This is a genomic window from Pseudomonas sp. SWRI18 (genome assembly GCF_014268345.1).
GTDB lineage: Bacteria > Pseudomonadota > Gammaproteobacteria > Pseudomonadales > Pseudomonadaceae > Aquipseudomonas > Aquipseudomonas cedrina.
In genome coordinates, this window is the sequence record NZ_JACCQQ010000042.1 from 1 (window position 1) to 21,176 (window position 21,176).

The following is a 21,176-nucleotide window of genomic DNA, read 5'->3' on the forward strand; positions in this document are numbered from 1 at the left end:
CAAACCAGACGATCTGGTTTCATCTGGAACACTACGGTGTCCTTATTGGGGCCGCTTCGCAGCCCAGCGCGGGACAAGCCCGCTCACTACAGGGAGATTTTTAGCCTTTGAAAGTTGTGTAGAGACCTATGTCCATCGCAGGCAAGCCAGCTCCCACACAAGAATCTCCCACATCTGTACCAAAAATTGACCGAAGCCTGTCCCCTTTTTTCACCTCGCCTGTCATTCCAGGCAAGTGAACAAAATCGAGAGCTTCCTCCCATGCCCGCAGTCCGACCCTTGCGCTTGCGCCCGTTGCTGAAGTTGAGCCTGCTGCTGAGCCTCAGCGCGAGCCCCTTATTCCCCTCCGTAAGCGTTGCCGAAGACGCCGCCACCCGCCGCAGCTACCAGGTGCCGGCCGGCAGCCTGAGCGCGGCGCTTACCCGGTTTGCCGGGTTGGCGGGCGTCAACCTGTCGGTGGACCCGGCCCTGGTCAGCGGGCGCAGCAGCGGCGGTTTGTCCGGCGAGTACGGCGTGGAGGAGGGCTTTGCCCGTTTGCTGCAAGGCTCCGGTTTGCAACTGCAACCCATGGGTGAACAGGCCTATATGCTGGTGCCGGCGCCGGAAGGCAGCAGCCTGGAACTGGCGCCGACCTCTATTCTGGGCACCACCGGGCTGTACGACGGCGACACCTACGCCGGTGGCCAAGTGGCGCGCCGTGGCTCCCAGGGTTTGCTGGGCACGCGGGACTTCATGGAAACGCCGTTCAGCATGACCACGTACACCGCTGATGCGGCGAAAAACCAGCAAGCCCGCACCCTGGGCGACCTGATCGCCAGCGACCCTTCGGTACGCGCCACCAACCCCGCCGGTGGGCGTTATGAGCAATTCACCATCCGCGGCTTCAGCCTGTTCAACAGCGATGTGTCGTACAACGGCCTGTATGGCGTGCTGCCGACCTACACCATTGACATGGAAATGGCCGACCGCGTCGACATCTTCAAAGGCCCCACCCAGTTGATCAACGGCATTTCACCGCGCGGCAGCGTGGGCGGCGGGATCAACGTGGTGCCCAAGCGCGCCACCGACAAGGACATCAACTCGTTCACCGGCAACTGGGCCTCCGACAGCCAGGCCGGCGGCGCGGTGGACGTGGGCCGACGCTTTGGCGAAGACAACAAGTTCGGCATCCGCTTCAACGGCGTGAAGCAATCCGGCGACACCGAGTGGGACCACCAGAGCGTCGACCGCGAAATGGCCGTGCTGGGCCTGGATTTCCGTGGCGAACGCCTGCGCCTTTCCACCGACATCGGCCACACCGAACGCGACACCGACGCGCCGCAGGAACGCGTGCAGGTGGCGGCCGCGGCGCCGGTGCCCAGTGCCAACGATGTGCGGCGCAACTATGCACAGTCCTGGAGCAAGGCCAGCACCAACGACACCTTTGGTACGGTCAACGGTGAGTACGACCTCAGCGATAACCTGATGCTCTACGGCGGTGTGGGCGCGCGCAAAAGCAACCACGACTTCCTGCGCCATGCCGTGTCCGTGACCAATGCGGCCGGTGCGTTCAGCGTGCAGCCACGGGACTTCACCCGCGACGAAAACGTGCGCACCTACACCGCAGGCGTGCGCAACTGGTTCCATACCGGGCCGGTGAGCCATGAGGTCAACCTGGCCGCCAGTTACTTCTACATGGACTTCACCAACGGCGGCGCGCGTTATGCGCAAGCCACGAGCAACCTCTACAACCCGGTGCAAACGCCGACGCCTTCGCGGCCGACACGGTTTGATCCCCAGGTCTACACCGAAAACAAATTCAGCGGCGTGGCCTTGTCCGACACCCTGGGTTTCTTCGACGATCGCCTGCTGCTCACCCTTGGCGCGCGCTGGCAGCGGGTCAAGGTGGACGACTGGAGCGATGGCGTCAAAGGCGTCACCGCCTACGACGAAGAAAAGGTATCGCCATCGGGCGGCCTCCTGTTCAAGGCCACCGATAAATTGTCGCTGTACGCCAACTACATGGAAGGCCTGAGCCAGGGCAAGATCGCGCCCTCGACTTCGATCAACGAAGACGAGATCTTCCCACCGTTCATCAGCCGTCAGGTCGAAGTGGGCGCCAAATACGATGCTGGCGCGTTCGCCGTGACCGCCGCCGTGTTCCGTATCAAGCAACCGGCCTATGAAACCAACGCCACATCGCGCGTGTTCGGCCCCAACGGCAAACGCCAGAACGACGGGGTGGAACTCAGCGTGTTCGGCGAACCGCTCAAGGGCGTGCGGTTGCTCGGCGGCTTGATGTACATCGACAGCCAGCTCAAGGAAACCACCAACGGCACCTTCGACGGCAACCGCGCGCCGGCAACCCCCAAATACAACGTCAACCTCGGCGCCGAATGGGATGTGCCAGGCCTTGAGGGCCTGACGTTGACCAGCCGTGGCATCTATTCCAGTTCGCAGTACCTGGACCAGTCCAACGTCAAGCAAATCGACGCCTGGAACCGCCTCGACCTCGGCGCGCGGTATGGCTTCAAGGTGGACGACAAACACATCACCCTGCGCGCGAACGTGGAGAACGTGGCTGACAAGCGCTACTGGAGCTCGGCCGGCGCGTCGGATGACAGCGAGCCGGGGTTGACCTTGTCGACGCCGCGTACCTACTTGCTGTCAGCCACGGTCGATTTCTAGACACAAATCAACATGGCTCCCGGACGGCCTCACGGCCGACAGGAATAGATCGGGTGAAACGCGGGCCAAATGTGGGAGCGGGCTTGCTCGCGAATGCGGTGGATCAGTCAAGGATGTATTCGCTGACACACTGCATTCGCGAGCAAGCCCGCTCCCACACATGATTTGCGGCGTTAATGAGAATGTTTTTTGATCACGCCGCCCCAATATGGAATAGTACCCGCCGTTTTCCCCGGCCTGTCCCGCTGGGGTGCTTTAACGCCGAGGTCCTTGTCATGCGAATGCTGCGCTCCATCCCCACTCTCGCCGCCTGCCTCCTGGCGTTGTCTTCAAGCCTGTTGAGCGCCGCGCCCATCGACCTCAACGATGGCCAGCACGCGGTGCATCTGCCGGATGCGCCCAAACGTGTCGTGGTGCTGGAGTTTTCGTTTCTCGACAGCCTGGCCGCCGTTGACGTGACCCCGGTCGGCGCCGCCGACGATGGCGATGCCAACCGCGTACTGCCCCGTGTGCGCCAAGCCATCGGCCAGTGGACGTCCGTCGGCCTGCGCTCGCAGCCGAGCATCGAAGAAATCGCCCGGCTCAAGCCCGACCTGATCGTCGCCGACCTCAACCGCCATCAGGCGTTGTACAACGACCTGGCGAGTATCGCGCCAACCCTGCTGCTGCCGTCGCGTGGTGAGGATTACCAGGGCAGCCTGAAATCCGCCGAGCTGATCGGCAAGGCGCTCGGCAAAAGTGCACAGATGCAGGCGCGTATCCAGCAGAACCGGGAAAACCTCAAGGCCATCGCGCAACAGATTCCCGCAGGCGCCAGCGTGTTGTTCGGCGTCGCCCGTGAAGACAGTTTCTCCGTGCACGGCCCGGACTCCTATGCCGGCAGCGTGTTGCAAGCCATCGGCCTGAACGTCCCGTCGGTCCGCGCCAATGCCGCGCCTACCGAATTCGTCAGCCTGGAGCAATTGCTCGCGCTCGACCCGGGCTGGCTGCTGGTCGGCCATTACCGCCGCCCGAGCATCGTCGACAGCTGGAGCAAGCAGCCGCTGTGGCAAGTGCTCGGCGCCGTGCGTAACCAGCACGTGGCCGAAGTCGATGGCGACAGTTGGGCGCGCAACCGTGGCGTGCTGGCCTCGGAGCAGATCGCCGAAGACGCCTTGGCGATTCTCAAGGGCGGTAAAGCCGTACTGAGCCAATAGGCATGGGGCGAGGTCTCGCGGCGGCAGGCATTGTGATGCTGGGCGCCTTGTTGTTCTGGCTCTCGTTGTCGAGCTGGTCACCGTTCACGATCACGGCGACGGACGCCTGGAATGGGCTGATTCATCAAGGCAGCGTGGGCGGTAACCGGGCGTATATCGTCGCGCAGCTGCGTGTGCCACGTGCCGTGTGTGCCGCGCTGGTCGGCGCTTGCCTGGGCCTGGCCGGCGCGTTGATGCAGGGCATTACGCGCAACCGTCTGGCCTCGCCCTCGCTGTTTGGCGTGACCGCTGGGGCGGCGCTGGGGCTGGCCTTGTTTTCGACCGGCCTGGTCGCGCCGCCGTTTGCCGGTGGCGCATTGCTGATGACGTGCCTGGGCGGCGCGCTGGCCTGGGTCACGGTGTTCAGCCTCGGCGGTGCCTGGTCGCCGACCACGGCCCAGGGACGCCTGGTATTGGCCGGCGTTGCGGTGGCGGCGTTATGCGCGGCCTTGACCCGGCTCACGGTGATCCTGGTCGAGGCCCAGGCGCAAAGCGTGCTGAACTGGCTGGCCGGTTCCCTGGCCAATGCCGGTGCCGCGCAGGTGCAGCTGCTCTGGCCCTGCACCCTGGTCGGCGGGCTGTGGGCACTCCGGTGTGCGCCACGCTTGAACCTGATCAACCTCGGCGAAGACGCCGCGCGCTCCCTGGGCGTGGGCATCGCCAGCCTGCGGTTGCAGGTGTTTATCGCCAGTTTGTTGCTGGTGGGGGCGAGTGTCTGTGCGGTAGGGCCGATTGGGTTTGTCGGCTTGATTGCGCCGAATATCCTTCGTCAGTTCCTGGGCAATGACTACCGCTGGCTGGTGCCGCTGAGCGCGGCATTGGGCGCTGTGATTGTGCTGGGCGCCGACCTGCTCAGCCGCGCCGTGGCCTTCCCGGTGGAGACGCCGGCGGGTGTGGTCACCGCGTTGATCGGCGCACCGTTTTTCCTGTTTCTTGCCAGGCGCACCCTATGATCCGCCCACGGCTGCGCCTCTGGCTGCTGCTGGGCCTGCTGGCGCTGGCGACGTTGATCAGCCTCAGCGCCGGCACGCTCTGGCTCGCGCCCGACACCGTATTCGACCGCCTGCTGGCCCACGACGCGCTGGACTTCGAGGTGTGGAACCACCGCCTGCCACGCAGCCTGATCGCCATCCTCGCCGGTGCGGCCTTCGGCCTGGCCGGGGCGATTGTGCAGGGGGTGATCCGCAACCCGCTGGCGTCGCCGGAGATCCTCGGCGTAACCCAGGGCGCCGGTCTGGCGCTGACCGTGGCGATCATCGGCTGGCCGCACTTGCCGGTTGCCTGGCTGCCGCTGGTGGCCTGCCTGGGCGGGGCCGGCGGCGCGTTGCTGCTGGCGCTGTATAACACCGGCGTGAGTTTTTCCGGGGTGCGCTTTGCGCTGTCCGGGGTGGCGATTGCGGTGACCTTGTCCAGCGTCACCGAGTTTCTGATCCTGTCCCATCCGCTGGATATCAACACCGCCTTGCTTGCATTGACGGGGAGTCTGTGGAGCCGCAACTGGCACCATGTGCTGCTGGTGTTGCCGTTCCTGGTGCTGATCCCCGCGGGCCTGTGCCTGGCCAAGCCGCTGAACCTGATCGCCCTCGGTGACGAAGCGGCCCACAGCCTCGGCACCGCGCTGGGCCGCACACGCTGGCTGGCGATGGCCTGCGCGGTGCTGCTCACCAGCCTGGGCGTTGGGGTGATCGGGCCGATCGGCTTTATTGGCTTGGTCGCGCCACACATGGCGCGCCGCTTGGTGGGCGGGCATCACCAGTACCTGCTGCCGGCCGCGATGCTGATCGGCGCGCTGCTGCTGGTGCTGGCCGACACGCTGGGACGCACGTTGATCGCGCCCAGCGAAATCCCCGCGGGGGTGCTCACGGCGGTGATTGGCGCGCCGTATTTTCTTTGGTTGCTGGCACGGTTCAAGGGCTGATGACATGAGTATTCTCCACGCACGGCAACTCGACATCGGCTACGGCACTACGCGCATCGTGCAGGGCCTGTCGTTCGCGCCGCCGCCGGGCAAGGTCACTGCGTTGATCGGCCCCAATGGCTGCGGCAAATCCACCTTGCTCAAGGCATTTGCGCGCATCCTCAAGCCGACCCAGGGCGAACTGACCCTGGATGGCCAGGCCTATGCCAGCCTGTCCGCGCGCGAACTGGCGCGGCAGATCGCGTTTTTGCCCCAGGTACTGCCGGTGCCGGAGGGTGTCAGCGTGCGCCAGTTGGTCGCCTATGGCCGCAGCCCGCATAACTCACTGTGGGGACGTTTGAGTGGCAGCGATCAATCCCACGTAACCCAGGCCATGCAACGCCTGGAACTGGACAACCTGGCCGAGCGCGCGCTGGCCGACCTGTCCGGCGGCCAGCGCCAGCGCGCCTGGCTGGCGATGGTGCTGGCGCAGAACGCGCCGATCGTGTTGCTCGATGAACCCACCACCTACCTCGACATCAGTCACCAGGTTGAACTGCTCGACCTGATGGGCGAACTGGCCGCTGAAGGCAAGACCGTGATTACCGTGCTCCACGATATCAACCAGGCTTGTCGCTACGCCGACCATCTGGCGGTGATGCACGGCGGCAAGTTGGTGGCCGATGGTGCGCCGGCGCAAGTCATCAATGCCGAGTTGATGCGCCAGGTGTTTGATGTTCAGGTGCAAGTGATGCAGGAGCCGATCGCCGGCACGCCGATGTGCCTGGTGGAAAAAAGCACCCGCGCTCACTGAGGGTTCTTCAATCCTTTATTTGCGGCTCAGGGGCAATTTGGATACGGTGCAAGCTTGCCCACAAGGACGTCCCCATGAAAGAACCCGCCCCCAAGACCCGTCGCGCTCCCAAAGGTGAAAAACGCCGTGAAGAGTTGCTGGATGCGGCCTTGCAGGTGTTTTCCCTGGAAGGCTACAGCAGTGCCTCGATGGCCCAGGTAGCGGCAATTGTCGGTATTTCGGTAGCCGGCCTGTTGCACCACTTTCCCAGCAAGATTTCCTTGTTGATGGGCGTGTTGCAGCGTCGCGACGAGGTTAACCAGCGGATTGCCGATGAGGTGCGGGCCGAGAAATCGCTGTCCGGCCTGCTGGGCAGCCTAAGGGCGATTAACCGTTCGAACGCCACTGCGCCAGGGGTAGTGCGGGCCTTTACCATCCTGAATGCGGAAAGTCTGCTCGATACGCATCCGGCCTGGGATTGGTTCCAGTCACGGTATGCGGCGATTCATCAGCGCATGCAGGCGCAATTTGCCGACCTGGTGGCGGCGGGGGAGGTGCGCGGTGACGTGGACATCGCCGGGCTGGTGCAGGAAATCCTGGCCATGATGGATGGCCTGCAGATCCAGTGGCTGCGCTTTCCCGAGCAAGTGGACCTGGTGGCGCGGTTCGATACCTACATTGCGCGGGTCGATGCAGCCATCAGAATTCGAACGTAAACACGGTCAAATGTGGGAGCGGGCTTGCTCGCGAATGCGCAGTGTCAGTCAGCACATTCATCGACTGACCCACCGCTTTCGCGAGCAAGCCCGCTCCCACAAGGATCAGTTACCGGTAGTACTGCCCTGGCTGCTGTCATCGCTCATGTCGTAGCCATCACCGTCGCTGGTGCCGCTGTCACCTTCATTCTGGTGCAGCACGCCGCCGGTCTTCACCGTCGAGTCACGCAGCGTCGAATTGAGCGCCGAGCGCGGCAACGGGTTGCTGGTGGTGGTCGACAGTTCCTGGCGGAACGGGTTGACCAACTTGGCGTTCAGGCGAATATCCTGGGACGATGCGCCCACGGACAGGTTGAAGCTGTCCGCATCCACCACCCATTGCTTGCTCGCCACGTCGTAGTAGGCCAGCGAGCGATCGTTGAGCTCGATGGTCACGCGCTTGCTCTCGCCAGGTTTGAGGAACACCTTCTTGTAGCCCTTGAGCTCCTTGATCGCGCGCTCGACTTTCGGGCTGGCCTGGCCGACGTACAACTCGGCCACTTCGGCGCCCGCCACCTTGCCGGTGTTGGTCAGGTCGAACGACACCTTGATCGGCGCACCCGCCACTGCCACGCCAGGGCTCACCTTGATGTTGCTGTAGCCGAAGGTGGTGTACGACAAGCCGTACCCGAACGGGTAGAGCGGCTTGATGCCTTTCTTCTCGTAGCCGCGATAGCCCAGGAGCAGGTCGTCCTTGTAGCTCATCTCGGCCAGGGTTTCCTGGTTGTCGAATTTGGGGAAGGTCGCGTAGATCGGGTTGTCTTCGATGTTGCGTTCGATGCTGATCGGCAGCTTGGCCGACGGGTTGACCTTGCCCAGCAGGATTTCCGCCAGGGCCTGGCCGCCGTTCTGCCCAGGGTAGAACGCATGCAACGCGGCCGGCACCTGATCGATCCAGTCGCTCATCTTCAAGCCGGTGCCGCCGTGCAGGGTGACCACGGTGTTCGGGTTGACCTTGGCGATGCTCTGGATCAGCAGGTTCTGGTACTCCGGCAGGTCGAAACTGTGGTCGAAGCCTTCGCCTTCGTATTCATTGCTGTTACCGGCGGCAACCAATACCGCGTCGTACTTGGCCAGGTCCTGTGGCGCAACCAGCGAAGCCCAGCTCATTTGCACGCCGACCAGGCCGCCCATGGTCGAGAGGTAGCCGTTGCGACGCGAGTATTCCAGCTTGATGTCGACGGGCTTGCCGGCTTCCAGATTGACCTTGGCGAACACCGGGATGGTCGGCGGGATGCTGTTGTTCGGCAGCGGTTTGCCGTCGCCGTTGTCGAGGACTTTCTGGCCGTTGACGTAAAGGCGCACCGCACCGTCGGCACGCACCTTGAATACCTGTTCGCCGCTGACGGTCGGGGTGATCTGGCCGCTGTAGCGAATCGAGGTGGCGGCGGTATCACCGTTCACCGGCAGGCTGTCGGTGGACCAGTCCAGGTCGACATGCGCGTCGGTGCGGCTGGCGGCCGGGTCGTCGGACCAGTTGGCGTTGCTGAAGAACTCGGTCTTCAAGCCTTTGACGCTGTTGCCATTGCTGTCGGCATGGCTCCAGCTGGAGGTGGCCGGGTCCAAAGACAGCCCGTCGATGAACTCGACCTTGGCGCCCGGCGCCAGTTGCTGCAGACCGCTCAGTTCACTGATGTAGTTGGCGGCCATCACGTTGGCGCTGCCAAAACCGGTGGGCGGCGCGTACTTGGCCAGGGTGCCGACCACGGCGATGCGCTTGACCTTCTTCGCGTCCAGCGGCAACAGGTTGTTCTGGTTCTTCAGCAGCACGATGCCTTCGCGGGCCGCATTCAACGCCACGCGGTTGCTGGTGGCGCTGTTCATGTTGTGGCTGGTCAACGGCGCCTTGCTGTCGAACTTGTACAGGTAGATCTGCTTGAGAATGCGCCGCACCTTGTCATCGATGGTCGCGCTGCTCAGTTCGCCACTGTCCAGGTACGGCTTGAGCACCGTGCTGTTCATCTGGTAGCCCATCATGTCCAGGTCGGTGCCGGCCTGTGCCGCCGGCAGACCGTTGACCACCGCGTTGTAGTCGCTCTGCACAAAGCCCGGGTAGCCCCATTCGGTCTTCAGGATGTCGCGCATCAGGTGTTTGTTCTGACAGGCGAACTCGCCGTTCACCTTCTGGAACGCGCACATCATCATCGCGACCTTGCTGTTCTTCGAGGCGGACTCGAACGGCGGCAGGGTCATCTCGCGCAGCACGCGCTCGCTGATGATTTCATCAAGGTGGAAGCGGTTGCTTTCCTGGTCATTGGCGGCGAAATGCTTGGCGTTGGCCCACACCCCGCGCGACTGAATCCCGTTGATCACCGCCGGCGCAAGGCTGGCGCCGAGGAACGGGTCTTCACCGGATAGATACTCGAACGCGCGACCGCTGTACGGCATGCGATACAGGTTGACGCCTGGGCCTGTGACGAACTGATAACCACCGCTGGCGGTGTCATAGCCCAAGGCTCGACCCAGGTCGATGGCGCGGCGCGGGTTCCAGCTGGCGGCCAGGTTCGGCCCGGACGGGTACACCACGCCCTGCGCGTTACCTTCGCTGGTGTAGCGCACGCCCACGCCGCCGTCGGCGCCGTGAATCTGTGGCACGCCATACTGGGTCAGTGGCTTGACATCCCAACCACCGGTGCCGCCGATGTAGGCGAGTTTCTCCTCCATGGTCATCTTCGCCAGGGTTTTATCCGCAGCCTTTTCCGCGCGGCTCACGCGGCCCTCATCCAGAGCGGGACTGGTTGCCGCATGCACCTGGGACACGGCCAGCGCCAACAGGGCGAATGCCGACTGGGCACCGATCATTTTACGTTTATTCATGGGTCTCTCCGACAACTGTTCAGTAAACGTGGTGCGCCGAGAAGTGTGGGTTTCTGTGCGCGCTCGTCACTTTTTTCTGGGCAATAGTTGCCCGTGATCGCAATTTTTAACCGATGGCTAATTGCAACTATTTGGCGAATTTCGCAGTTTTAAAAGTGTAGTAATTATATTGATTGTTATTGTGCGTAATGCCTATTTGATATCGCTTGATGGCATTTTTAAATCGTAAAAACCGCATAATTAAGGCAATTCTTGCGGGTATAAGTCAAACGAAAGCTAATTTTTGCGTAAAATAAGAAATAATTTCTTACGTTCTGGAACTATCTCTAAACCTACCAGTCGATTGGTTTAAGAAAATTTGTCGAGTCGTGGCTAAGTAGTGGCATCGCTCGGTGGTTCTAAAGTGCCATGCCTTACACAGGCTGTAATACACAACGCTTTGGTGTAGGGTCTTGAGCGAGTTCAAGGCGCCACCTGAGTGATCTGCTGTTTTTTGATCTGGAGAATGTTGATGAAGATTTCCCTGTTGGGTGCCGGTTTTGTACTGAGCGTTGCGCTAAGCGGCGCAGCAATGGCGGCTGAGTCCACGGACGCTGATGCCACATCCGGGGCCACCGATTCCACGGTGTTGACCCAGACCCACGATGCCAAGGCGGCTAAAAAGCAGAAGGCCGAAACCACCAAGGGTGGCCGGCCGCTGAACGGCAGCCAGGCGACGCCGAAGACCTCTAACTAACGGTCAACGCGGTCCCTTGTGGGAGCGGGCTTGCTCGCGAAAGCGGTGGATCAGCTACTGAATGTGCTGGCTGACACTCCGCCTTCGCGAGCAAACCCGCTCCCACAAGTGTTTCCCACAGACCCTTGGCACATCGCCCCTCAGATTTTGACCCATGCCCAGCCCCTCAACGCCCCTCGACGCCTGCCAACTGCACATCCCGCACACCGAACAGGTGTGCGCGTGGCTGATGCAACACGCCGGCTTGAAAACCGTTGACCTGGAGCGCGCCCGACGCCTGTCCCAGGAAGGCGGTGACACCGAGTTGCTCGGCCTGCTCACCCGGCTGGGGTTGGTCTCCGAAGTGGAACTGGCCCGAGCCTGGGCTGATTTGCTCGGCGCACCGCTGTTGCTGGCCGATGCCGCGCCACCGTTGCTGGACCCCTTGCCCCTGCTGACCGAACGCTTCATGCGCCACTACCAGGTAGTGCCCGCGGGCTGGAGCCAGGGTGGCCTGCGGGTGCTGGCGGCCAACCCGTCGCTGGTGTACCCGTTCCAGGCCATCGCCTATGCCTGCGGCGTGCCGGTGTGGCTGGCCATCGGCCCGCGCAATGAAGTCGAGACCCTGATCGAGCGCTACTACGGCCAGGGCCGCTCGGCCATGGGCACCCTGATCGAAAACCTCGACGAGCAGGGCGGGGCGCTGGAAGACATCGAGCACCTCAAGGACATGGCCTCCGAAGCCCCGGTGATTCGCTTGGTCAATCTGATCCTGCAACGAGCAGTGGAACATCGCGCCTCGGACATTCATATCGAGCCGTTCGAAAACCAGCTCAAGGTGCGCTACCGCATCGACGGTGTGCTGCACGAAGCCGAGGCGCCGCCGTCCAGCTCGTCGGCGGCGGTGATTTCGCGGGTGAAAATCATGGCGCGCCTGGACATCGCCGAGCGGCGTCTGCCCCAGGACGGCCGGATCATGCTGCGCATCCAGGGCAAGGAACTCGACTTGCGCGTGTCCACGGTGCCCACCAGTTTCGGCGAATCGGTGGTCATGCGTTTGCTTGATCGCCAGACCGTGAGCTTCGACTTCCAGAGCCTGGGCTTTGACGGCCAGCGCCTGGAAACCTTTCTTGACGTGTTGGAACGCCCCCATGGCATCCTGCTCGTTACCGGGCCCACCGGCTCGGGCAAGACCACCACCCTGTACACCGCGTTGTCGCGCCTCAATACCGCCGAGCGCAAGATCATCACCGTCGAAGACCCGGTGGAATATCAACTGGAAGGCATCAACCAGATTCAGGTAAAGCCGGCCATCGGCCTGGACTTTGCCGGCGCGCTGCGCTCCATCGTGCGCCAGGACCCGGACGTGATCATGATCGGCGAAATCCGCGACCTGGAAACCTGCCGCATCGCTATCCAATCATCCCTTACCGGCCACCTGGTGCTGTCGACCCTGCACACCAACAGCGCGGCAGCGAGTATCACGCGCTTGCTGGATATGGGTGTCGAAAGCTACCTGATCGCCTCGACGGTCAACGGCATCCTGGCCCAGCGCCTGGTGCGGCGTCTTGACCCGGCCACCCGCGAAGCCTTTGAAGCGCCGCCGCAACTGATCGCCGAACACGGCCTGGACCGGTTTACCGACCAGCGCCCGATCATGCTCTACCGGCCCCGCGCCGATGCACCGGGCGGTGGTTACCATGGCCGTAGCGCAATCACCGAGCTGCTGGTGATGAACGAAGAGCTGCGCAGCCTGTTGATGCGCCAGGCCGACGCCGCGACCCTGGAGCAGGCTGCCCGTCGTGGTGGCCTGCGCACCTTGCATGAAGAGGGCCTGCGCCAAGCCGTGGAGGGCGTCACGTCACTCGAAGAAGTGCTGCGCGTCACCCGTGGGGAGGGCGCGTGAGCCTGTTCAAATACCGCGCGCTCGACAGCCAGGGCCAGGCGCAAAACGGCACCCTGGAAGCCCGGGACCAGGACGCCGCCGTCGCCGCGCTGCACAAGCGCGGTCTGCTGTTATTGCAGATCGATGCAGCGGGCGCCCAAGGGTTGCGCAACGCCTTTGGCCGGGGTCAATTGAACGGCGCGGCGCTGGTCAGTTTTACCCAGCAATTGGCAACGTTGCTGGGCGCCGGCCAACCGCTGGAACGCTCGCTGGGGATTTTGCTCAAGCAGCCCGGCCAGCCTCAAACCCGCGCGTTGATTGAACGTATTCGCGAACACGTAAAGGCCGGTCAGCCCTTGTCCAAGGCGCTGGAAGAGGAAGGCAGCCAGTTTTCGCCGTTATACCTGAGCATGGTGCGTGCCGGCGAAGCGGGTGGCGCGCTGGAAGACACCCTGCGCCAGCTCAGCGACTATCTGGAACGCAGCCAGTTACTCAGGGGCGAAGTGATCAATGCCCTGATCTATCCGGCATTCCTGGTGGTGGGCGTACTCGGTTCGCTGGCCCTGTTGCTGGCTTACGTGGTGCCGCAGTTCGTGCCGATCTTCAAGGACCTGGGCGTGCCCATCCCGCTGATCACCGAAGTGATTCTGGCGCTCGGCCAATTCCTCGGTGCCTATGGCCTGGCCGTGCTGGCGGGCTTGATCGTGACGATCTGGGCACTCGCCGCACGCCTGCGCGACCCCCAGCGCCGGGAAAAACATGACCGCCGCCTCCTCGGTATTCGCCTCATCGGGCCGCTGCTGCAACGGGTCGAAGCCGCCCGTCTGGCGCGCACCCTGGGCACCTTGCTCAGCAACGGCGTGGCGCTGCTGCAAGCCTTGGTCATCGCCCGGCAGGTCTGCACCAACCGCGCGCTGCAGGCGCAGGTTGCCCAGGCCGCCGAATCCGTCAAGGGCGGCGGCACCCTGGCCAGTGCCTTCGGTGCCCAGCCGCTGCTGCCTGACCTGGCCCTGCAAATGATTGAAGTCGGCGAACAGGCCGGCGAACTCGACAGCATGCTGCTCAAGGTCGCCGACGTGTTCGACGTCGAAGCCAAACGCGGCATCGACCGCCTGCTCGCCGCGCTGGTGCCGTCCCTGACCGTGATCATGGCGGTGCTGGTGGCGGTGATCATGCTGGCGATCATGCTGCCGCTGATGAGCCTGACCAGCAATATATGAACCCTAAAGGACCCACACCTATGCGCCATACCCGATTCAAGCCCGCCCGCCGCCAGGGCGGTTTTACCCTGTTGGAAATGCTCGCGGTGATCGTACTGCTGGGCATCGTCGCCACCATCGTGGTGCGTCAGGTCGGCGGCAACGTGGACAAGGGCAAATACGGCGCGGGCAAGGCGCAACTGGCCAGCCTGAGCATGAAAATCGAAAGCTACGGACTGGACGTTGGCTCGCCGCCCAAGACCCTGCAACAACTGGTCGACAAGCCCGGCAACAGCGCCGGCTGGGCCGGGCCATACGCCAAGCCGTCCGACCTCAAAGACCCGTTCGGCCATGCCTTTGGCTATCGCTTCCCCGGTGAACACGGCGCCTTTGACCTGATCTTCTACGGTCAGGACGGCCAGCCCGGCGGCGAAGGCTACAGCGCCGACCTGGGCAACTGGGAATAACCCGCGACCATGATCAGCCCTCAACGCGGCTTTACCTTGCTGGAAATACTGGTGGTGATCGTGCTGATCAGCATCGCGGCCGGGTTGGTGGGATTTGGTCTGCAACAAGGTTTGCGCACCGCGACAGAGCGCCAGGCCGTCGGCCAGATGGTCGAGGCACTGCGCAGCACGCGGGCACGGGCGATCATCAGCGGCCGTACCGAAAAAACCCTGTTTGACCTGCGTGCGCTGAGCTTCCAGGCGCCGGGTCGACCGTTGAAACACTGGCCGGCCGGCCTGCAAGTGACCCTGCACACCGCCGAGCACGCAGGCTCTGCGGTTGAGTTCTACGCCGATGGCAGCTCCACCGGCGGCAACCTGCTGCTGGCCAATGGCAGTCGGCGTTGGCGCATCGATATCGGGTGGCTGACCGGCAGCGTGCAGTCCAAGGCGCTGCCATGAGGCGCCAAAGCGGTTTCACGCTGCTGGAGATGCTCGCCGCGCTGACGCTCATGGCGATTTGCAGCAGCGTGCTGCTGGTTGCTTTCGGCCAAAGCGCGCGCTCGCTGTTGCAGGTGGCCCACAGCGACCGGCTTAGTCATGCCGCCGTCAGCGTGATGGATCAGGAAGCGTCGGGGCCTCTGGCGGCCGGTGTGCGCAGCGGCCAGTTGGACGGCATCGACTGGCAACTGCGCATCGCCCTGCAACCCACGCGCATCGGTCAGCCACACTTGTTTCGCCTCGACCTGACGGTCAGCGAGGGGCCGCGCCACGCCAGTTTCAGCACCTTGAAACTGCGTGCGGCAGGGGCCGGCTTGTGAAGCGCCGTCAGCAGGGCTTCACCCTGCTCGAAATCATGATCGTGCTGAGTCTGCTCGGCGTGTTACTGACCCTGGTCGGCGGCGCGTTGCTGGGCGCCAATCGTGCGGTGCTCAAGGCGCAGCGCTACACGGTGAGCCTGGATGAAATGCGCGCCGCGCAACAGTTTTTGCGCACTTCCATCAGTGAGGCGTTGCCCCTGGATGTCACCGAGGACGACAGTCAGACCGATGGCTTTTTCGCCGGCAGCGCGCAGCGCATGCAGTTTGTCGCGACCTTGCCAGGGGTGCTCGGTGGCGGCATACAGCGCTTCACCCTGCAGTTGACCGGCCCCGAGGCGCAACGCGATTTGCAGGTGGCGTTCGCGCGCTTTGAGCCCGAGGCGCAGGTCAGCGTGCCAGCATCGCGCGGCGAACCGCAGGTGTTGCTCAAAAACGTTGAGGATCTGCAGTTCAGCTATCGCGGCGTGTCGCCCAAGGGCCAGGCCACCGGCTGGATCAACGAGTGGCCGTGGAGCAAGCGCCTGCCCTACGCGGTGCGCATTGACGCACGGGTGAACGGGCCGGTGCCGTGGGTCACCCAAGTGGTTGCGTTGCGCCTGAACCTGTCGGGCGGGGCACCGGAATGATCAGGCATCAGCGTGGTGTCGCGCTGTTGCTGGTGCTGTGGGTGCTGGCCCTGCTCAGCCTGTTGCTGGGCGGCCTGGCCGGCTGGGTGCAACTGGAAACCCGCCAGGCGGCCTGGCACCGCCAGCACACCCAGGCGGTGCTGGCCGCCGAGGCGGGCGTGGCGCTGGCCATGCAGGCACTGGCCGACCCGTTGCAGCGCAAGCAGTGGGTGGCTGACGGGCGAGAAATCCGCTTGGTGTTTGACGATGCCCAGCTGCAGGTGAGCCTGCACAGCGAGCGCGGCAAGTTGTATTTGAATAGCGCCCAGGTGGCGGATTTCGCCCGCCTGGCCCTGGCCTGCGGCGCGACCCAGGCCCAGGCCAATCAACTCGCCAGGGCCCTGGAACAGCGCCGCAACCAGGGCCTGGCACCGTTCCGGGTGGTGGAAGAAGTGCGGCAATTGCCGGGCATGACCCAGGCGCTGTACAGCGCCCTAGTGCCCGAGATCAGCCTGTGGAGTGGGCTGGACCGGCCCGATCCGGCCTTCGCCAGCCCTTTGATGCGCCGCGCGCTGAACCTGACGCATCAGAGCGCAGTGGGCGCCGACGCCGGTGATGTGCTGGTCATCGGCAGCCGCGCACAACGGCCCGGCGGCTACCACGCCCACGTGCAAGCCACGGTCTTATTGAGCCCCGCGCAAGGCAGCGCACAACCTTATCGAGTCTTACGTTGGCAAGAATGAACGAACCGTTATCCGCACGCCTGCAGTTGCTGGCGCAGCCCATCGCGCAACGCTGGCGCGGCAGCCTGCTGCAACTGGGGTGGCGGCTGTGGCTCAAGGAGCTGCGTGGTTGCCTGCCGGTGTGGTTACTGCCAGACGATCTCCCCGAGCAGGTCTATCGCTGGCCGTTGACCGCGCCCGTGGAAAAAACCCCTGGCCCCGCGCGTCAGGTGCTGCTGCTGGCGCCCGGCGCGGTGCTGATGCAAACCCTGCAATTGCCCCCGGCCGCCGCGCGCAACCTGTCCACGGTGGTGGGCTATGAACTGGACCGCTTTACCCCGTTTGATCCCGACCAGCTGTATTTTGTCGCGCGTCAGGAGCGTCGCACGCCCACGCACTTGCAGGTGACACTGGTAGCGATCCTGCGCGAGCGCCTGGACCAGATGCTCACTGAGTGCGCGGCCCTGGGTTTGCATCCCCATGCGGTGGATGTGGACACAGGTGCAGGCACGCCCATGGGCATCGACTTGCTGCCGGTACCGTTGCGACCGCGTCAGCGACCGCAGGGCAAGGGCTTGCAACGCAGTTTGCCGTGGCTGTGCGGGGCCTTGCTGATTGCGGCGATGCTGTTGTGGCTTGACGACCGCCAGCGTGTGCTCGACGCCATGCAGCACAGCGTACGCGAACAAAAAGCCCAGGTCGCCGAGGTCCAGGCGCTGCGCCAGCAACTGCTCAATACCCGTGGCGCCGCGCAATACCTGATCCGCCGCAAGGCCGCCCAGCCGCCGTTGGCGGCGCTGCTCAACGAGCTGACCGCTTGCCTGCCGTCCGATACCTGGCTCGATCAGTTGGAAGTCAACGACGGCGCCGACGTGTCCTTCTCCGGGCAAAGCGCCAAAGCCAGTGCCCTGATCACCCGGATCAAGGCCTGCCACAGCCTGGAAAACGCCCAGTTCGAAGGGGTGATTCAACCCGACGCGCAAACCGGCAAGGATCAGTTTTCCTTGCGCGCCCACTTGCACCAGGAGACAGGCGATGCGCCGACCACTGACACCCCGTGAGCGCCGTGGCGCAGCCCTGATCGGCCTGGCCCTGGTGCTTGGCGCCGGTTATTGGCTGCTGGTCGACAGTTGGTTCGCCGGCCCCTTGCGCGCCATGGATGAGCAGGCCGAGCAGTTGCGTGAACAGCAACAACGTTATGCCGGCGTATTGCGCCAGGGCGATAGCGTGCGCCAACAGTTGGAGCAAGCCCGCCAGGACCCGGCCAGCAGCACCAGCCTGTTGCCCGGTGATGACCCCAGCGCAGTCGCGGCGGACCTGATGCAACGCATCGCCGACCTGATCAACAGCCGCGCCGGTCTCGGTGGCGGCTGCAGCCTCACCCAGCGCATGCCCATCACCCCGGAACAGGACGACAGCGAGCCCTATCGCCAAGTAAAAGTCAGCCTGACCCTCAACTGCGCCATCGAACCCTTGACCGCGATTCTGCATGAGCTGGAATACCAGCGGCCTTTTCTGTTCATCGACGAACTGAGTATCCGCCGCCCGCCGAACGCACCCGCCACCGGCGGTGCCGGCCAGTTGATTGTGCATGTGTTGGTGCGCGGCTACCTGCAGCCGGCCGCCGCGCCGCAGGTGCGCCGATGATCAATGCATTGCGTCCCCTGGAGTGGCTGTTGCTTGGCATCGCCGGGCTGCTCGGCCTGTTGATGGTCGGCATCCTCAGCAGCATCGGCGATGCGCCGCAGTGGTTGCCGGCGCCCGCGCCGGATACCCGCGCCAACGCTTCGGCCACCGTGCTGGTGGCCCCCGAGGCCACCCTGGAAAGCCTTGCGGGTACTTGGCAAACCCCGCTATTCAGCCCTGACCGCAGCCCTGATCGTACGGTCGGCCAGGCGTCCGTCTCCAGCCTGTCGAGCCTGACGCTGACCGGTATCGTCCTCGACGGCGACCTGCGTGTTGCGCTGCTCAAACGCGCGGACGGCCCGCCGCTGAAGGTTCATCAGAACCAGACCCTGCCCAACGGCTGGCGCCTGGAACAGCTCACGCCCCGCGAAGCCCGCTTTGTCCTCGACGGCCGCACGCAGACCCTGAGCCTGCGCGCGCCGCGTCTGCCGGCGCCGTCCACGACCCCCCCGACTACCCTTCCTCACGAGTCCGCCCCTTGATCGATACTTTCCCCGGCGCTTTGCGCACCACCGTGTTTTGTCTGGCTACCGCCGTTTCCCTCGGTGGCTGCGGGACATTCCCCGAGCATCTCGACCCGGACGAGGCGCTGTTGCACGAAGCGATGCAAGGCACCGGTTCCCAGCGCCCGCCGGTAGACCCGGCCAGCGAACGGGCGCCGGTCGACAGCGGCCAACCCCAGGCCAAGACGCCGCCCCAACGCCAATTGATTCGCGGTAACCAGCAGTTCGTGCGCCCGCCCGTAGCGGCGCCGGCGATGAAGGAGGAGGGCAGCGGCGACATCGTGTTCAATTTCGCCGACCAGCCGATCGAGGCGGTGATCAACAGCGTGATGGGCGATCTACTGCACGAGAACTACAGCATCGCCCAGGGCGTGAAGGGCAATGTCAGCTTTTCCACCTCAAAACCTGTGAACAAGCAGCAGGCATTGTCGATTCTGGAAACGCTGTTGTCATGGACTGACAACGCGATGATCAAGCAGGGCAACCGCTATGTGATCCTGCCCGCCAACCAGGCGGTGGCGGGCAAGCTGGTGCCGGAGATGCGCGTGTCGCAGCCGTCCAGCGGGCTCTCGGCGCGGCTGTTTCCACTGCGTTATATCTCGGCCACCGAGATGCAGAAACTGCTCAAGCCGTTCGCCCGCGAGAATGCATTCCTGCTGGTGGACCCGGCGCGCAATGTGCTGAGCCTGGCCGGCACTCCGGAGGAATTGGCCAACTACCAGGACACCATCGACACCTTCGATGTGGACTGGCTCAAGGGCATGTCGGTGGGCGTGTTCGGCCTGCAACGCGCCTCGGTGGCCGAGCTGATGCCCGAGCTGCAAAAAATGTTCGGCCCCGACAGCGGCATGCCCCTGGCGGGCATGGTGCGGTTCCTGCCGATCGAACGGACCAACTCAGTCGTCGCGATCTCGTCACAGCCGCAATACCTCAGCGAAGTGGGCGACTGGATCCACACCATCGACGAAGGCGGCGGCAACGAGCCGCAGATGTACGTCTACGATGTGCGCAATATGAAGGCCACCGACCTGGCCAAATACCTGCGGCAAATCTACGGCACGGGCGCGATCAAGGACGATGCCCCGGCCAAGGTCGCCCCCGGTTTGCGCACCGCGACGTTGTCTTCGCCAGGCACCAACAGCACCTCCGGCAGCGCGCCCGGTGGCCTGAGTAACAACCTGAACAGCAACCAGCCGCCCGCCGAGGAGGAGCAGCAGGAGCCCGAAGCCGAGCAAGACAACCCCGAGCAGGGCGCCACCGAAGACGCCCCGGCCAAGAGCCTCGACGCCGGCACCCGCATCACCGCGCAAAAAAGCAGTAACCAACTGCTGGTGCGCACCCGCCCGGTGCAGTGGAAAGAGATCGAATCGGCGATCAAGCGCCTCGACAACCCACCGCTGCAAGTGCAGATCGAGACGCGCATCCTTGAGGTCAAACTCACCGGCGAACTGGACCTGGGCGTGCAATGGTACCTGGGCCGCCTGGCCGGTAATTCCAACAGCACCACCGTGGCCAACACCGCCGGTAGCCAAGGTGCGCTTGGCGCAGGCGGCGCAGGTTTGGGCGCGGCGGATTCGTTGTTCTATTCCTTCGTCAGCTCCAACCTGCAAGTGGCCCTGCACGCCCTGGAAACCAACGGCCGCACCCAGGTGCTGTCGGCGCCGTCGCTGGTGGTGATGAACAACCAGCCGGCGCAGATCCAGGTGGGCGACAACATTCCCATCAGCCAGACCACGGTCAACACCGGCACCTCCGACACGACGTTGAGCAGTGTCGAATATGTGCAGACCGGGGTGATCCTGGACGTGGTGCCGCGCATCAATCCGGGCGGCCTGGTGTACATGGACATCCAGCAACAGGTCAGCGATGCCCAGGACCCACCCAACAGCAACGACCCACAAACCAACCCGCGCATCTCCACGCGCTCGGTATCGACCCAGGTGGCGGTGCAGAGTGGCCAGACGGTGTTATTGGGCGGCTTGATCAAGCAGGACAATGCCGACAGTGTCAGTGCGGTGCCGTACCTTGGCAAGATTCCCGGGTTGCGCTGGTTGTTTGGCAATACCCGCAAATCCAAGGATCGCACCGAATTGATCGTGCTGATTACGCCAAGGGTCATCACCAGCAGCAGCCAGGCGCGGCAGGTGACGGATGATTACCGCCAGCAGATGCAATTGCTGCGGCCTGCTCAGTGAGCTTGACCTCTGTTGATCGTTCCCACGCTCCGCGTGGGAATGCCGCCTGGGGCGCTCCGCGTCCCGCCGACAGTTCAATGTGTACAGGTGACGCAGAGCGTCACGGGATGCATTACCACGCGGAGCGTGGGAACGATCAAGCATTTTCAACGGTGTGTGGCGAGGAGCTTGCTTGGCGGCCTTCGGGCCGACCGTTTTTTGGGTTTGACCGAGTACATATCCGTTGCTGCGGTAA

19 protein-coding genes are annotated in these 21,176 nt (G+C 63.8%); 18 read left to right on the forward strand and 1 reads right to left on the reverse strand.

Annotated features, from left to right (window positions below):
- Positions 1 to 261: 261 nt before the first annotated feature.
- From H0Z09_RS26600 to H0Z09_RS26625, 6 genes are all read left to right on the forward strand, one after another.
- On the forward strand, positions 262 to 2,667 hold the full coding sequence (locus tag H0Z09_RS26600) for a TonB-dependent receptor (RefSeq protein WP_186694779.1): 2,406 nt from the start codon (positions 262 to 264) through the stop codon (positions 2,665 to 2,667).
- 275 nt (positions 2,668 to 2,942) lie between these two features.
- Positions 2,943 to 3,863, forward strand: a complete 921-nt coding sequence (locus tag H0Z09_RS26605; RefSeq protein WP_076950980.1) for a Fe(3+) dicitrate ABC transporter substrate-binding protein — start codon at positions 2,943 to 2,945, stop codon at positions 3,861 to 3,863.
- A 2-nt stretch (positions 3,864 to 3,865) separates the two neighbouring features.
- Entirely contained in the window at positions 3,866 to 4,855 is a 990-nt protein-coding gene (gene fecC / locus H0Z09_RS26610; protein ID WP_186694781.1) for an iron-dicitrate ABC transporter permease FecC, read from the forward strand.
- Positions 4,852 to 5,820 carry an iron chelate uptake ABC transporter family permease subunit gene (locus H0Z09_RS26615; RefSeq protein ID WP_186694783.1) on the forward strand — a complete coding sequence of 323 codons (969 nt, stop codon included), beginning with the start codon at positions 4,852 to 4,854 and terminating at the stop codon, positions 5,818 to 5,820. Before fecC ends, H0Z09_RS26615 begins: the two co-directional genes overlap by 4 nt.
- Positions 5,821 to 5,824: 4 nt before the next feature.
- Positions 5,825 to 6,613, forward strand: coding sequence for a Fe(3+) dicitrate ABC transporter ATP-binding protein FecE (fecE, locus tag H0Z09_RS26620; protein WP_186694785.1), 789 nt, complete (start codon positions 5,825 to 5,827; stop codon positions 6,611 to 6,613).
- 74 nt (positions 6,614 to 6,687) lie between these two features.
- Positions 6,688 to 7,308 (forward strand): TetR/AcrR family transcriptional regulator, encoded by a 621-nt coding sequence (locus H0Z09_RS26625; protein WP_186694787.1) that lies wholly within the window; start codon positions 6,688 to 6,690, stop codon positions 7,306 to 7,308.
- A 105-nt stretch (positions 7,309 to 7,413) separates the two neighbouring features.
- On the opposite strand, the gene H0Z09_RS26630 is transcribed toward H0Z09_RS26625, so the two are convergent.
- On the reverse strand, positions 7,414 to 10,164 hold the full coding sequence (locus H0Z09_RS26630; protein ID WP_186694788.1) for a glycoside hydrolase family 3 C-terminal domain-containing protein: 2,751 nt from the start codon (positions 10,162 to 10,164) through the stop codon (positions 7,414 to 7,416).
- 511 nt (positions 10,165 to 10,675) lie between these two features.
- On the opposite strand from H0Z09_RS26630, the gene H0Z09_RS26635 reads away from it, so the two are divergent.
- The 12 genes from H0Z09_RS26635 to gspD all read left to right on the forward strand — a co-directional run bounded on the left by H0Z09_RS26635 (position 10,676) and on the right by gspD (position 20,941).
- Positions 10,676 to 10,900, forward strand: a complete 225-nt coding sequence (locus H0Z09_RS26635; protein ID WP_186694789.1) for a hypothetical protein — start codon at positions 10,676 to 10,678, stop codon at positions 10,898 to 10,900.
- Between the two features lie 154 nt (positions 10,901 to 11,054).
- Positions 11,055 to 12,785, forward strand: a complete 1,731-nt coding sequence (gene gspE, locus H0Z09_RS26640; protein ID WP_186694790.1) for a type II secretion system ATPase GspE — start codon at positions 11,055 to 11,057, stop codon at positions 12,783 to 12,785.
- Complete coding sequence (gene gspF / locus H0Z09_RS26645; RefSeq protein WP_076950972.1) at positions 12,782 to 13,984, forward strand: type II secretion system inner membrane protein GspF; 1,203 nt, start codon at positions 12,782 to 12,784, stop codon at positions 13,982 to 13,984. The genes gspE and gspF overlap by 4 nt, the downstream gene beginning before the upstream one ends.
- 20 nt (positions 13,985 to 14,004) lie before the next feature.
- Positions 14,005 to 14,430, forward strand: a complete 426-nt coding sequence (gspG, locus tag H0Z09_RS26650) for a type II secretion system major pseudopilin GspG (protein WP_024076412.1) — start codon at positions 14,005 to 14,007, stop codon at positions 14,428 to 14,430.
- Between the two features lie 9 nt (positions 14,431 to 14,439).
- A complete protein-coding gene (locus H0Z09_RS26655) occupies positions 14,440 to 14,871 on the forward strand; it encodes a GspH/FimT family pseudopilin (RefSeq protein WP_186694791.1) in 432 nt (143 codons plus the stop codon).
- The gene (locus H0Z09_RS26660; protein WP_186694792.1) at positions 14,868 to 15,230 is read left to right on the forward strand and encodes a prepilin-type N-terminal cleavage/methylation domain-containing protein; all 363 of its coding nucleotides are present in this window, start codon (positions 14,868 to 14,870) and stop codon (positions 15,228 to 15,230) included. The genes H0Z09_RS26655 and H0Z09_RS26660 overlap by 4 nt, the downstream gene beginning before the upstream one ends.
- A complete protein-coding gene (locus tag H0Z09_RS26665; RefSeq protein ID WP_186694793.1) occupies positions 15,227 to 15,856 on the forward strand; it encodes a prepilin-type N-terminal cleavage/methylation domain-containing protein in 630 nt (209 codons plus the stop codon). The genes H0Z09_RS26660 and H0Z09_RS26665 overlap by 4 nt, the downstream gene beginning before the upstream one ends.
- On the forward strand, positions 15,853 to 16,578 hold the full coding sequence (locus H0Z09_RS26670) for a type II secretion system protein GspK (RefSeq protein ID WP_076950967.1): 726 nt from the start codon (positions 15,853 to 15,855) through the stop codon (positions 16,576 to 16,578). The genes H0Z09_RS26665 and H0Z09_RS26670 overlap by 4 nt, the downstream gene beginning before the upstream one ends.
- A complete protein-coding gene (locus H0Z09_RS26675; RefSeq protein ID WP_186694795.1) occupies positions 16,575 to 17,618 on the forward strand; it encodes a type II secretion system protein GspL in 1,044 nt (347 codons plus the stop codon). Before H0Z09_RS26670 ends, H0Z09_RS26675 begins: the two co-directional genes overlap by 4 nt.
- The gene (gspM, locus tag H0Z09_RS26680) at positions 17,593 to 18,204 is read left to right on the forward strand and encodes a type II secretion system protein GspM (RefSeq protein WP_076950965.1); all 612 of its coding nucleotides are present in this window, start codon (positions 17,593 to 17,595) and stop codon (positions 18,202 to 18,204) included. The genes H0Z09_RS26675 and gspM overlap by 26 nt, the downstream gene beginning before the upstream one ends.
- Positions 18,201 to 18,725: a DNA utilization family protein gene (locus H0Z09_RS26685; RefSeq protein WP_186694796.1), complete on the forward strand. Its 525-nt coding sequence runs from the start codon at positions 18,201 to 18,203 to the stop codon at positions 18,723 to 18,725. The genes gspM and H0Z09_RS26685 overlap by 4 nt, the downstream gene beginning before the upstream one ends.
- On the forward strand, positions 18,722 to 20,941 hold the full coding sequence (gene gspD, locus H0Z09_RS26690; RefSeq protein WP_186694797.1) for a type II secretion system secretin GspD: 2,220 nt from the start codon (positions 18,722 to 18,724) through the stop codon (positions 20,939 to 20,941). The genes H0Z09_RS26685 and gspD overlap by 4 nt, the downstream gene beginning before the upstream one ends.
- Positions 20,942 to 21,176 lie beyond the last annotated feature (235 nt).

What these genes read in the sequence shown, in the direction of transcription:
- H0Z09_RS26600 (WP_186694779.1), top strand. Translation starts at nt 262, where the DNA reads ATGCCCGCAGTCCGACCCTTGCGCTTGCGCCCGTTGCTGAAGTTGAGC.
- H0Z09_RS26605 (WP_076950980.1), top strand. Translation starts at nt 2,943, where the DNA reads ATGCGAATGCTGCGCTCCATCCCCACTCTCGCCGCCTGCCTCCTGGCG.
- fecC (WP_186694781.1), top strand. Translation starts at nt 3,866, where the DNA reads ATGGGGCGAGGTCTCGCGGCGGCAGGCATTGTGATGCTGGGCGCCTTG.
- H0Z09_RS26615 (WP_186694783.1), top strand. Translation starts at nt 4,852, where the DNA reads ATGATCCGCCCACGGCTGCGCCTCTGGCTGCTGCTGGGCCTGCTGGCG.
- fecE (WP_186694785.1), top strand. Translation starts at nt 5,825, where the DNA reads ATGAGTATTCTCCACGCACGGCAACTCGACATCGGCTACGGCACTACG.
- H0Z09_RS26625 (WP_186694787.1), top strand. Translation starts at nt 6,688, where the DNA reads ATGAAAGAACCCGCCCCCAAGACCCGTCGCGCTCCCAAAGGTGAAAAA.
- H0Z09_RS26630 (WP_186694788.1), bottom strand. Translation starts at nt 10,164, where the DNA reads ATGAATAAACGTAAAATGATCGGTGCCCAGTCGGCATTCGCCCTGTTG.
- H0Z09_RS26635 (WP_186694789.1), top strand. Translation starts at nt 10,676, where the DNA reads ATGAAGATTTCCCTGTTGGGTGCCGGTTTTGTACTGAGCGTTGCGCTA.
- gspE (WP_186694790.1), top strand. Translation starts at nt 11,055, where the DNA reads ATGCCCAGCCCCTCAACGCCCCTCGACGCCTGCCAACTGCACATCCCG.
- gspG (WP_024076412.1), top strand. Translation starts at nt 14,005, where the DNA reads ATGCGCCATACCCGATTCAAGCCCGCCCGCCGCCAGGGCGGTTTTACC.
- H0Z09_RS26655 (WP_186694791.1), top strand. Translation starts at nt 14,440, where the DNA reads ATGATCAGCCCTCAACGCGGCTTTACCTTGCTGGAAATACTGGTGGTG.
- H0Z09_RS26660 (WP_186694792.1), top strand. Translation starts at nt 14,868, where the DNA reads ATGAGGCGCCAAAGCGGTTTCACGCTGCTGGAGATGCTCGCCGCGCTG.
- H0Z09_RS26670 (WP_076950967.1), top strand. Translation starts at nt 15,853, where the DNA reads ATGATCAGGCATCAGCGTGGTGTCGCGCTGTTGCTGGTGCTGTGGGTG.
- H0Z09_RS26675 (WP_186694795.1), top strand. Translation starts at nt 16,575, where the DNA reads ATGAACGAACCGTTATCCGCACGCCTGCAGTTGCTGGCGCAGCCCATC.
- gspM (WP_076950965.1), top strand. Translation starts at nt 17,593, where the DNA reads ATGCGCCGACCACTGACACCCCGTGAGCGCCGTGGCGCAGCCCTGATC.
- H0Z09_RS26685 (WP_186694796.1), top strand. Translation starts at nt 18,201, where the DNA reads ATGATCAATGCATTGCGTCCCCTGGAGTGGCTGTTGCTTGGCATCGCC.